Here is a 12,886-nt window from a genome sequence, read left to right on the forward strand (position 1 = left end):
AGCAAGAAACTTATTCCTCACTTATTTCTGAGGGGCTTACTCAACTAGTTTGACGTCTACAATGACTTCAAGGTTTTGCCCGCCGGCCCCACGATACACCCCTTTGACAGGAACAATATCGTTGTAGTCGCGGCCATGTCCCAACTTGATATAGCGCCAATTGACCTCGCAGTCGTTGGTAGGGTCATACCCGAACCAACCGCTGCCAGGGATCAGGCATTCGACCCAGGCATGGGAGGCCTGCGTAAATTCAGCGCTGCCGCCTTGCAAATCGCCGACAAAGTGATAGCCGCTCACATATCTGGCAGGTATGCCCTTATCCCGGCAAACGGCGATCATTAAGTGCGAATAGTCCTGGCATACGCCTCGCCTAAGCTTCAACATCTCGCCTACAGTGGTCTGTACGGATGTAGCAGAGGGATCGTATGTGAAGTCACGGTGAATGGTTGTATTGATGGTGCTCAGCAAGTCATATAACGAAATGTGTTGATCGTTAATGGCATCCGAATAGGCCTTGATTTCGCTTGTGAGCCCCGTATAGCTTGTAGGCAATAAGTACTCTGCATAGTCATTTTGGAAATCATCACTGAGCCGCAGCGCCTTCTCCTCATAAGGAGAGAGTGCTGCACTCGGGATGTTATCATTATCGTGTGTCACAACAGTAGAGCTCATAATGATGGTGAGTTCACGATGGATTTTATTCACAGTGAAGGCATGCACACGATTATGAAAGTAATCCGAATACGTAAAGAAGGCAGATACAGGTTCGGTAGTAATACTGTGATGGTAGCAGGATTGCCGGTTGTCTGTCAGCGGTGTTAAACGAATCTCATTGACACTGTCCTGCGCCAAATCGGTGTAGGAATAACGTGTGATATGCGTAATCTCCAGCTTCTTCATGCAATGACCTCCTCCCTGGAGGGAAAAAAGACTTTGGACATTCGCATGCCCATCAGGTTGCACGATTCACGGAGAGCCTGTAAGGTCATTTCCAATTTACCAGATAAAATATCTTCCTCATCCATGCAGGCCAGGTTAGCTTTCACTTTTCCTGCCAGCTTGGCTAGTTTGTGTACCGTCATGTTCAATTCGGGATCTTCGAGCTGGATGCTCTTTAAGGAACGTTCCAGCGCTTGAAAAGAGTAGCTGATCGATCTTGGGAAGGCCTCATGCAGCATCAGGAACTTGATAATGTTGGTTAGGTTTACTGTGTCTGCATACTCTCTGCGGAATGATTCATAACCGCTGACCGATTTGAGAACAGAGAGCATAAGCGGGTAGGAGGACACTTCCTCTTTGGCGTAATCCAGGCATAAGGATTGCAGTAAGCGAAGCAAATTCTCCGCGCGCTCCAAATATCGTCCTGCTTCTATGAAATGCCATTCATTTTGGCGGGGCATGACAGAGGTGGCGGCTCCATGAAACATTGATAAATTGTCACGGACGAAACGATAGAATAAATGCGGCGAATCACTCGTGATATCGCGGACATCTTTTTCTTTTAGCCACAAATATAAACCGTTCATGATATCCCACAGCTCTGCTGGCATCTTCTCGCGAATATTGCGAAGATTGGTCCGCGCATGATTGGTGCAGGCGAGCAAAGAGTTCACATTATTTTTATCAAGTGTAATGTATTGAAGGACGTACTGCTCCGTGCAGCTGCTATATTGTTCATTAAAAACAGCCCTATCTCCGATTGTATCGATTAACCGGCTCCAAATTTGACCGCTGCCGCTCTCCCGTTCTTCGCGGATATGATAATACACATCAATTAACCTCGCGTGATTCTCTGTTCTCTCCGTATACCGTCCGATCCAGAATAAAGCTTCCGCTGTTCGTCCCATCATCACCATGTTCCGCTGGCCTCCCATCTCAATGTGGATTCTACGAATTCGTTACCCATGTGTCTTTGCAGCCCCCGCCTTGGGAGGAGTTCACAACGAGTGAACCTTCTTTGAGCGCAACCCTTGTAAGTCCGCCAGGAATGACCTGAATCGTCTCACCTGCGATAACGAAGGCTCGGAGATCAATATGCCGTGCAGCCATTTGGCCATCCATCATGACGGGTGCTCTCGACAGCTGAATGGTTGGTTGAGCGATATATCGATCAGGGTTCGCTATGATTTTCAGTCTGAAATCCGCCAGTTCACTGTCCGAAGCCGTTGGTCCGATGAGCATGCCGTATCCGCCCGAGAGGGACGTTTCTTTGACGACCATCGTGCTCAGATGTTGGAGCACATGCTCGCGTTCATCCGGCCTGGAAAGAATGTAAGTAGGCACGTTATTCAGTATGGGTTCCTCGTTCAAATAGTAGCGAATCATATCCGGAACGTAAGCATAGATGGCTTTGTCGTCCGCTACGCCAGTGCCTGGAGCATTCACGATGTTGATGTTGCCGGCGCGGTAGGCATTCATAATGCCTGCGACACCGAGCATTGAACTTGGGTCAAAAGCTAGCGGATCAAGGAAATCATCGTCAATTCTACGATAAAGCACATCGATTTGACGAAGACCTTTGATGCTGCGAATGTACACCTTGTGATCGATGACGACAAGATCGTTTCCTTCTACAAGTTCAATTCCCATCTGCTGGGCAAGGAAGGTATGTTCGAAGTAGGCTGAATTATAACAACCTGGGGTAAGCAGGCCGATAACAGGATCCTTTTTCCCGGAGGGGCTAAGTCTGCGCAAAGCGGATAGAAACACATTTAAACTTTGTTCAATATCTTGGATGGAATGGCTAAACACGAGCTCAGGGAATAAATGCGTCATGATAGAACGGCTCTTATATAAGTAGGAAAATCCTGACGGCGATCGGAGATTATCTTCGAGAACAAAGTATTCGCCGTGCTCATCGCGGATCAAGTCGATGCCAGAAACGGTTACGTATACATCATTAGGAATGGATAAACGCATCATTTCAGGACGGAAATAGCAGTTTGAGAGAACCATTTTTCTTGGAATAATGCCATCCTTGAGGATGCATTGGTCGTGATAGATATCCTTAAGAAATAAATTCAACGCCTTGACGCGTTGACTAAGCCCTTTCTCCAGCTTGAGCCACTCATCTCTTGGGATGATACGTGGAATTGGATCGAATGGAATCGTGCGTTCGAGCGCTTCAGTCTGATCAGGACTGTAGAGAGTGAAGGTAATTCCTTCTTCCATCATCCGTTTCATGGTAGCTGTTTGGCGCTTGTTCAGATTGCCGGACTTCATCGTCATGAACTGACGGAATACCGTTTGATAATGGGAACGAACCGAATAAGCGTTCATAAACATTTCATCGTAAAAGGGGTCGGGATCATAAGGTGTGGTGACCAGATTCTCAGGTTTTGACATCGCAGCTTCCTGGTTTCTTGACTATGCGTTCGGAAGCTAAGTGGAGATAAAGGCCCGAAGCAGAAACCAGGCCTCCTTTCTGATCTTCATTCTTAAATGGTGTTAGAGAATATAACGTAAATTGATGGCGATGCCTATATTTTCTTATATTGTAGATTTTTCAGAAAATTATGTCAATATAGCTAACGTAAAATTAATAAGACTGCCAAACCCTTATAGGTCAAAAGTAGTAAAGATTTTCGAAAATTTTTATTTTTATCTTGCGTTACGACAAAAACAACTATAAAATGTCGAAATAGATAAATGTTAAAAAAATTCACACATCATGTGAATATAGGGGGATGGGGTATGTTTGATTGGCTAGGTTATCGGAAAGGATTGCCGCTTTGGTGGTCATATCGGTTGAATCGTCACCTTAAGGAAGATGTTGAACATATTTTCGAAGGTATCGCTCAAACACGGATAGAGATCCTGCGAAGCTGGGTGGAAACGTATTGGTCTCATCTGGACAGATTGCATGCGATGCTATCCGAGTCGGCTTCAATTTCAGCTTCAGTTTCTTCGCAAATTTCTAAGGACCCAGCAGTTATACAGAAAATGCTCGCTGCTGCGCTGAAGAGTGGGGCTGATTTTTCAGAAGTTTTTATATTAAATGAAAGAGCTGCTGTGATTTACTCTACGTACGATGCTCACATCGGGAAGACGTATGTTGCTGGAAGCGGTCTTATGAAGGGGCTAGAGGAGACGCGCCGAGGGGGGAAATGTTTATTTGGGCCTTTTACTGACCCGCTAACCTTACAAATCGGTCCAAGCACTTCGCCGTTTCATGATGCTATGACGATGGCTTTTATCTTCCCTTTGATGAAGAATGGGGAGTGGCAAGGGGCTATTTGTGGTCGTGTGCCTAATGACGTGCTCGGGGATTTGATTCAACGGGAATCCGGACACGTATATCCAGACTCAGGCGACAACTATTTATTCATGGCGAAGCCGGTGTTGAACAAGCAGATTGCTCCAGGAACGGCGTTGTCCCGCAGCCGGTTTGAGGATCTGACTTTCACGCATGGCGATAATTTAAAAGACGGCGTACGCACGGATTTCGGTATCGTCGGCGTGAAGGAACATACGGAGCTGGAGCTGATCTTCACAGATCCAGCGACAAATCAGCTGCACCCTGGTGTTGCAGGGACCATTGCCAAAGGCGACAACCTGTTCGTCGAATTTCCAGGTTATTCGGATTACCGGCACATAGCGGTTATTGGGAAAGGTGTGACGTTCCAACTGCCTCATTGCCCAGATGTATGGGGGATGATGTGTGAAGGGGATCTGGAAGAGGTATACCGGATTCGCAGCATGGATTGGAAAATGTTCAGCTTACAAATTAAATTTATTGTAGGATTTATTTTACTATCAGGCGGGGGCTTTTGGCTGTTAAACGGGCATGTCTCAAGCGGACTGGGTACGGCAATTACAGCTGCTGCCAGTGCTGTATACGGTTGCATCGGCTCCAGTTTGATCAGACGCAAAGGCAGCAAGCCGGTTGTTAAGCAGCTTGCCCAGATTAATCAATTCATCCGTTTGAACGCGGAAGGCAGCGGGGACTTGACCCAACGCTTGCGCGTGCAGGAGTTTGCTGGGGATGAAACCCGGGAACTGGCGAAGTGGATCAATAATATGATCGATTCCCTCGAAGGTGTTATGCTGCAGGTGAAGCAAGCGGCGGCTGAGGTTCAAACCAGTCAAGATCGGCTTAATGATTCTACCGGCTCGACGGAGCAATCTACAGGTCGCATGAGCACACAGATACATAATATGATCCGATCTTTGCGAGGGCAGCTTAAGGACATTGACGTCGCCAAGGATGTTACGCAGAATATGAGCGGCACGTTGCGCGAGCTGGAAGAAAAAGCGTCGGATCAAATAGCGGTAGCCCAGGATGAAGTCGGTCGTATCGGTGACAAGATGGATCAGATTTCAGCTAAGGTAGCCGAAACGAACCAGACAATTCAGACATTCCTGCTTACTACGCAAGAAATACCAAAGCTTTTGAAAGTTATTGAGGAAATTTCGGCACAGACGAATCTTCTCTCCCTGAATGCTTCGATTGAAGCTGCGCGAGTAGGCGAACACGGCAAAGGTTTCGCGGTCGTTGCAGGTGAGATTCGTAAATTAGCTGAGCTGACCAAGAAGTCGACGACGCAGATCAATGAGACGATTGAACAGATCGAGCGCCATGCGAATGAAGCCTTCATCTCGATGGAGGAAGGCACCAAGGTCGTGTTGGAAGGGACGCAAATTGTTGCAGCGGCCTCCGAAATTCTCAGCAGCGCGAGCGCGCATGACACTATGAAAACTCAAGTGGTGGAGGAAGTGGTAGCGCTGATGGAAAAGGTTGCCGGCGTGAGCAAGGAGAACCGTCAAATCTCTGCAGAGGTGGAGCAGACCGTGCAGGAGCTGCTGCAGGATATGCTGCACGTACGCCAGACGACGGGAGATGTCGGGGCAATTACGCAATCGCTGCTCCAGCTCATGAATCAGTTCCAATTGACGGAAAGCCGTATTCGGTAAATGTTCTAATCAATCCATATTCCTTCGCATGATAGCTGACCCCACCTGCATAGAATGATAATGCAGAAAAGGTCAGCCTTTTTTGCGTGTGCTCACGAATATAGTTTCGGAGGAGAACTCAAAGGAGGATGTAGAATGAACGACCGTTTGAGCATTCAAACGAATAGGGAGTATAGTGTGGATCCAAGCTATTTTCCCATACTCGTAGAACGTCTGAAGGAGGAACATTTACAGATGCGCGGGCAGCTTGCCGAAATCCGCACCATGGCTGCTTTCTTGTACTCCCTCGAGGATTGCTCAATAGGCATGTGTAAGCTGATTGAACTCCAAGATTTGATTCTTTCTCTGGTGGAAGAGCTGGAACAGCATTCGGAATGGGAGGAAAATGAGCTGTTTCCTTGCCTGCAGTCCTATTTGCATCCCACGACTGCGCTATCGGTTTCCCGTTCTATAACCGTTTTGGAACAGGATCATGACTTGGCTAAAAGAGTTGTGCAAACTTTCGTAGACGGTGTTAACGCGATGAAAGTGCCGATAGATGAGGAATTCCTGCACGTGATGGCATCGGAATTAATGACGGCCTGTTTAATCCTGCTCAGACACTTCACCTTAGAGGAGGAACTTGTATATCCGCTTGCCGACCGCATTGTTGAGCAATTATCATAAGTACATAAAAGGGTTTCAACAAAATTCTTAATTTGTTGAGACCTTTTTTTGTGTCTTGAAAAGCTATTTTCGTATGGATTTCCTATAAAAGAAAGTAACTATACATTTAAGGATAGACGAAAGGTGTCGAAATATTTAGAATATAATTTAACCTGTAAATTCCAGTGTTACAAAGAAAAAGTAAACTAAATTCATTTTGGATATTGTGGGGGTATACAGAGTGAAGATGGCTAAGAAACTGGGCTCAAAAAAATATCTAGCCCGAATCTACTTATGGTTTGCCGCGTTAATTTTACTGGTAACAGCTATTTTATCGAGTGTCCTATATTACAACGTACAAGAAAAAGTATTTGATAACGAATACAAAAATAGCCGTAAGCTTCTTGCCCAGACCAAATACAACATTGAATATTTGGATAATATGGTTCGAAATTTAATTTTGTCAACGTATAACAATAACGATGTGCGGGCGTTAATGTATTTGAATGAAGATGAGACTTTTGATTATATGAATGTCATTAACAAGCTTAAAAGTTCCGTCGTTTGGAGCAATTCCTTCGTTCAATCGGTATACATTTATAACAATAACAAACAGAACTACTACTCCACATTCGGACAGTTCATACATAAAGACGTGGAGTGGGAGAAGCTGCTGCAGGCGCGTGGCGGATCTATCCCGCCGTTAAAGCCTGTTGTTCGCAATATGGATGTAAGCCTCGATTCAACGCATGTTCAAATGGAGAAAGTTCTTACCTATGTGATGTATGAGCTGACCGATGAGCAAGGCCGTATGGACGGCGCGGTCATCCTAAACATTAAACTAGAGTGGCTGTTCAATAATATTAAAGCGATTAACAACGTTGAAGTGGAGCAGCTCAGTAAAATGTTCATCCTTAGTGATGATCAGCAATTCATGGAAGTAAATGAGGCATTGTCAGAGGAAGGAACAAAGCTGGCGGCTTTATTGCAAGAGAAGTACCCAACACTCCGGGCGGCAGACAATTATTTCAGTATAAAACTGGACGGCAACAAATATTTGTCAACTTACATTACCGTAGATCATACGGGATGGATTTTGTTTAAGACGGTGCCTTATGACGAAGTCTACGTTTATTTAAATAAGCTAAGGACAAGCATTATCATTATAACCGTCATTGTATTGCTAGCTACACTATTAGTTCTCTTTCAAGTGTCCAGAGGGATATACAAACCTGTGGAACAACTCGTTTCGCAGCTGCGTTCGAGTCATTTCCTTAGCGAGGAAACCGCTGCATCGAGGGATGAATTTATTTTCTTACAGGACGTGTATAAGAATTCGGCTACTCAACTGGGGCAGTTTCATCAAGAGAAGATCTCCGGTCAACAACGCATGAAGAACCGCTTTTTAAGCAAATGGATATTAAATAGCTTATCGGTTTCTTTAACCGATTTTGAAGGATCATGCCGAGAGCATAAACTGCCTTTCCGGCAAGGACAAAATTTTATGATTTGTGTGCTCAAGTTCGATAACTATAAGCATGTGACTGAAAAAAGCTTTGAGGAGAAAGAACTCCTCGTATTCGCGGTAATGAACATCGCCTCGGAATTTCTAAGCCAGGCTTGCCATGCGGAAGCGGTTGATTTACGCAATGATCATGTAGCTGTGATTTTACAGGCGGAGACGTCGCTGGATCATCTTGAAGCGTTAATTTTGCAGCTGCTTGAGGAGTGTCAGACCTATTTGTTCCAATGCTATAATTTGTCAATTACCGCATCTTTAAGTGCCAGTGTCGCAGACCATACGTACGCAACAACGGCTTATCAACAAGCACTAAATGTATCTATGTACCGCTTCATCGCTGGTAAGATGTCAGTGTTGACACAAAGCTATATTAAACAGTTAGGTCAGATTCCATCGATGGATCGGGTGCTGGAGCTGGAGAATCAACTGCTTGAGCAGGTGAAGCATGCGAACTACCGAGGATCTGCGGATAAGCTTGCTGCACTTTTAGACGAAGTGAAAAAACTTGAATATAGCGACATGATGCTGTCCTTGCTGCACGCCGTGAATCAGTTTAAGTATCTCGTTTACGATCTCAATAAAGCGCGCAAAGAACCCATTAAAGTAAATACGATTCTAATGAGCAAAGAACTATTGCAAATTGAAACGATAGGCGAATTCCAAACCAAATGGATGGAAGTCATTGATGAAATTACGAGTGACAATGAGGTTGAAACAGATCGAATCTCTGAAGATGCCGTCATTGCGCTGCGTATTCAAGAAATGATTGACGAGCGTTATGCGGATTTGAATCTGGGAGCTTCAGAAATTGCAATGAGTATAGGAATATCCCCGGCCAAGGTCGGAAGGTTTTTCAAGTCGCACAAACAGATGTCCATTCCTGATTACATGAATCGAGTTCGGCTTGAGAAGGCTGTGGAGTGGATGGAGAACTCGCAATTGAACATTCAAGATATTATGCGTAAAGTCGGTTTTGAAAATGAGAGCTATTTTTACAAAGTTTTTAAAGCGAAATTCGGGACAACTCCCCGTGAATTTATGGCCAAGCGAATAAAGGAACGCAGCATGTGAGGATAAAGACCGTTAACGTTGACTTAGGCCCATCAAGCCTTGCTGCGTAACGGTTTTTTCATGTAGTTACAAAAAAATACAGTCCATGAGATGAAACAAATACAAAAAGTACGGTCGCTGCTTTAAGCAGAAATAAAATGAGCAGTATACGGGTTCTCGCTGTGCGTTTTACAGTTAGGGTGTCGATCAAGGTTGGACATACATTTACTCGAAGGAGTGGAGCTGTGATTCTGCTAAAGAAAGAATTCATGTATTTGAGAAAAAATAAGAGTTTGTTTCTTATCTCGCTTCCGGCACTGCTGTTTGTTTTTGCCTTCTCTTATTTACCGATGTTTGGCACTGTGCTGGCTTTCAAGGATTTTAATTATGCCAAAGGGATCTGGGGAAGTGATTGGGCAGGTTTGGACAACTTTAAGTTTTTCTTCACTTCCCAGGATGCACTCAGGGTGACTCGTAATACGCTGCTGCTGAATGCTTTATTCATAATAATCGGACTTGCAGCTTCGGTATTATGTGGAATTCTGCTGGCCGAGTTGGGAAGGAAGGCTGTGAGGGTATTTCAGACTGTTCTCTTCTTCCCTTATTTTTTATCCTGGGTAGTCGTCGGTTATCTCACGTATATCCTTCTCAATCCTACTTACGGTGCCGTCAATAAGCTGCTGGAATGGATGAATTTAACACCGCTAGACTGGTACTCGGACCCCAAATATTGGCCCGTCATCCTGGTAATCACCTATCTATGGAAAAATGTCGGCTATACCGCAATCATTTTCTACACAGGATTGATGTCAATTGATCCAAGTTATTATGAAGCAGCCGCCATTGATGGGGCCTCCCGGGTTCAACAGATCTTGCGTATTTCCTATCCACTAATTGTGCCTCTGGTGCTGCTTCTTTTCATGTTGAATGTGGGTAAAATCTTCTTCTCGGATTTCGGTTTGTTTTACTTCGTGCCTCGCAATGCGGGAGCCTTATACTCGGCTACCGATGTTATCGATACCTACGTGTATCGTTCATTACGAGTTGTCGGTGATATCGGAATGGCATCAGCAGCGGGCCTTTACCAATCGTTCGTAGGACTTGTACTTGTCCTTATCACCAATCGAATTGTTAAAAAAATAGACAGCGAGAGTGCGTTGTTCTAGCCCAAAAGGAGAGAAAGCTATGCCGTTTCGAAGTCGGGCTCAGCAATGGTTCCAAGGTGTAAATATCACATTTTTCCTACTCATTTCAATGATTACAGTTATTCCGCTAATCTACGTGCTCTCCGTGTCATTAACCTCCGATTCCGATATCGTTCATTACGGTTACAACCTCATTCCAAAGCATATAACAGGCAAAGCGTATTCGTATTTATTGCAAACGCCGAAGCAACTGCTGAGTGCCTATTTCATTACGATTATCGTCACTGTATTGGGCACTGTTTTAAGCCTCATGTTGACGACTACTGTAGCTTACGTTATGACGCGTAAAGATTACAGATATCACCGGATCACATCGTTTTATGTGTTCTTTACGATGATTTTTAATGGAGGACTGGTCCCCACTTATATGGTTGTGACCAAGATTCTGCATCTGCAGGATACGATATTTGCCTTATTCCTGCCCTATGGCGTAAGCGCGTGGTTCGCCATGCTCATGCGGGGATTTCTGATGAGTATGCCCTTCGAGATTATAGAGTCAGCCAAGATTGACGGAGCAAGCGAGATGCGAATTTTCGCTGCTATCATCGTGCCTTTGTCGAAGCCTGCACTGGCGACTGTCGGGTTATTTTACGCGCTGGGCTATTGGAACGATTGGTGGCTGGCGATGTTGTATATTTCGGATACAGATCTCGTTCCCCTGCAATACTTGCTGCAGAGTATCATGTCGAACTTGGAGCATTTAACCAGTCATATGCAGGCGGGACTCCATATTAATTTGGAGCAAATTCCGGGAGAATCCGTTCGCATGGCCATGGCTGTACTGGCGATAGGTCCTATGATGTTCGTTTTTCCATTCTTCCAGAAATATATCGTAAAAGGTCTCACATTAGGAGCAGTGAAAGGTTAGATTGTTACACTCATTTGAGTGTTCAATAATAGATAATTAGGGAGGTTCTAGAATGAAAACTAGAAAAATGAAGTCGATGCCGCTCGTACTAAGCACGATTCTGTTAGGCTCCATGATGTTTGCAGGCTGTAGTAAAACTGGGGTAATCTCTTCACCAGCTTCACCAGCTGCTGCAGAGAAAGAGACGGCGGCTCCGAGCGCCGAAACAAAGAAACTTGATCCGGTAACGCTCAAATGGTATCTCCCTCAAGGCGCTTTCCCCGATGCGAAAGCAGTATTCGCCGAGATGAACAAAATCACAAAAGAAAAAATTAATGCCGAAATTAATATCGAGTTTGTAGATTGGGGAAATTACGATCAAAAAATGCAAGCTGTACTGGCTTCGGGTGAAAATGTCGATCTGATGTTCACATCGAACTGGACGAATGATTATGTTTCCGCTGTGAATAAAGGCGCTTATCTGGATATCACGGATCAGCTTAAGAAGTATGGTACGAACATTTTGAAGCAGGTACCTGAAAAAGCATGGGAAGCCCCGAAAATTAACGGGAAATTGTATGGCATCATTAATACGCAGGTTCTTGCGAGAACACCAGGTATGTTGATCAATAAAACGTACGCGGATAAGTACGGCTTCGATCCGTCGAAGGCCAAGAAGCTGGAAGATTTGACTCCCTTCTTGGAGAAGGTGGCTGCTGGTGAGAAGGATAAATATGCGTTTCGCGTAAAAGGTAACGACGATCAGTTAGGTTATATTGGATCTGCGCTTGGCATTGAGTATTTCGCTGATACGAATCCAGGTGTGCTCCTCATCAATGACAACGATACGAAGGTCGTCAATCTCTTTGAGACAAAGGAATACGTGAACTTCCTGAAACTGATGCATGAGTGGTATCAAAAAGGCATTATCCGCAAAGACGCATCTACGATTACAGACCTTGATGCAGATGAGAAGGCTGGGAAATACATTACAAGAACAGCTGTTATGAACCCTGATGTACCTGCTAACCAAGCAGATCGTTATGGCAATGGCAAGCCGGAAAATGTGCTAACGGTCCAATTTTCTGCTCCCTATATGAGTACGGGTTCTATTATCGGAACTTTGACAGCGATTCCCCGCACATCGAAGAATCCGGAACGTGCCATGATGTTTTATGATTTGATGTATTCGGATATTAAGCTATTTAATCTTATGAACTATGGAATTGAAGACAAGCATTACAAAAAAACAGGCGAGGATCTAATTGAAACGATACCTAACAGCGGCTATAACGTTGCTTCGGGTTGGGAATACGGTAATATGTTTAACTCCTATCGCACAAGTCCGTTACAACCAAAATGGTTCCCGGCAGGCCCGGATATGAACAATAAGGCTGTTTCGTCCAAAGTGCTTGGCTTCAGCTTCGACCCTTCTAAAGTGAAAAGTGAGCTGGCGCAATGCGCATCCGCGATTAGTGAATATAAAGCGGGTCTGATTACCGGATCGCTGGATCCCGATACAACATTGCCGAAATTAAATGAAAAGTTGAAAAAAGCAGGCATGGACAAACTGCTGGCTGAAATGCAGACACAAATTGATGCTTGGAAAGTAGCAAATAAAAAGTAAGCGGTAACCGTGGCGGGGGTGAAATGTACCTCCGCCATGGTTAAAAATAACCGTCAATAGTGGAAGGAGGGATAATA

General features: G+C 44.8%; 9 protein-coding genes. 6 read left to right on the plus strand and 3 right to left on the minus strand.

Features of this window, described 5'->3' with window-relative positions:
- Nucleotides 1–36: 36 nt before the first annotated feature.
- Genes GQF01_RS22375 through GQF01_RS22385 form a run of 3 tightly spaced genes read right to left on the minus strand, consistent with a single transcriptional unit; the run spans nt 37 to nt 3,345 of the window.
- Nucleotides 37–900, minus strand: coding sequence for a transglutaminase family protein (locus GQF01_RS22375; RefSeq protein ID WP_161408885.1), 864 nt, complete (start codon nt 898–900; stop codon nt 37–39).
- Entirely contained in the window at nt 897–1,856 is a 960-nt protein-coding gene (locus tag GQF01_RS22380) for an alpha-E domain-containing protein (protein WP_161408886.1), read from the minus strand. Before GQF01_RS22380 ends, GQF01_RS22375 begins: the two co-directional genes overlap by 4 nt.
- A gap of 31 nt (nt 1,857–1,887) precedes the next feature.
- Nucleotides 1,888–3,345 (minus strand): circularly permuted type 2 ATP-grasp protein, encoded by a 1,458-nt coding sequence (locus tag GQF01_RS22385; RefSeq protein ID WP_161408887.1) that lies wholly within the window; start codon nt 3,343–3,345, stop codon nt 1,888–1,890.
- Nucleotides 3,346–3,693: 348 nt separating this feature from the next.
- On the opposite strand from GQF01_RS22385, the gene GQF01_RS22390 reads away from it, so the two are divergent.
- The 6 genes from GQF01_RS22390 (at nt 3,694) to GQF01_RS22415 (ending at nt 12,809) form a co-directional block, all read left to right on the plus strand.
- Entirely contained in the window at nt 3,694–5,913 is a 2,220-nt protein-coding gene (locus GQF01_RS22390) for a methyl-accepting chemotaxis protein (RefSeq protein ID WP_161408888.1), read from the plus strand.
- Between the two features lie 135 nt (nt 5,914–6,048).
- Nucleotides 6,049–6,579 carry a hemerythrin domain-containing protein gene (locus GQF01_RS22395; protein ID WP_161408889.1) on the plus strand — a complete coding sequence of 177 codons (531 nt, stop codon included), beginning with the start codon at nt 6,049–6,051 and terminating at the stop codon, nt 6,577–6,579.
- Nucleotides 6,580–6,805: 226 nt separating this feature from the next.
- Entirely contained in the window at nt 6,806–9,151 is a 2,346-nt protein-coding gene (locus tag GQF01_RS22400; RefSeq protein ID WP_161408890.1) for an AraC family transcriptional regulator, read from the plus strand.
- Nucleotides 9,152–9,399: 248 nt separating this feature from the next.
- Nucleotides 9,400–10,296: an ABC transporter permease gene (locus tag GQF01_RS22405; RefSeq protein WP_161408891.1), complete on the plus strand. Its 897-nt coding sequence runs from the start codon at nt 9,400–9,402 to the stop codon at nt 10,294–10,296.
- A gap of 19 nt (nt 10,297–10,315) precedes the next feature.
- Nucleotides 10,316–11,203, plus strand: a complete 888-nt coding sequence (locus tag GQF01_RS22410; RefSeq protein WP_161408892.1) for a carbohydrate ABC transporter permease — start codon at nt 10,316–10,318, stop codon at nt 11,201–11,203.
- Nucleotides 11,204–11,255: 52 nt separating this feature from the next.
- On the plus strand, nt 11,256–12,809 hold the full coding sequence (locus GQF01_RS22415) for an ABC transporter substrate-binding protein (RefSeq protein WP_161408893.1): 1,554 nt from the start codon (nt 11,256–11,258) through the stop codon (nt 12,807–12,809).
- Nucleotides 12,810–12,886 lie beyond the last annotated feature (77 nt).

This window comes from Paenibacillus silvestris (assembly GCF_009882985.1).
In the GTDB taxonomy this organism is placed as follows: Bacteria; Bacillota; Bacilli; order Paenibacillales; family NBRC-103111; genus Paenibacillus_E; species Paenibacillus_E silvestris.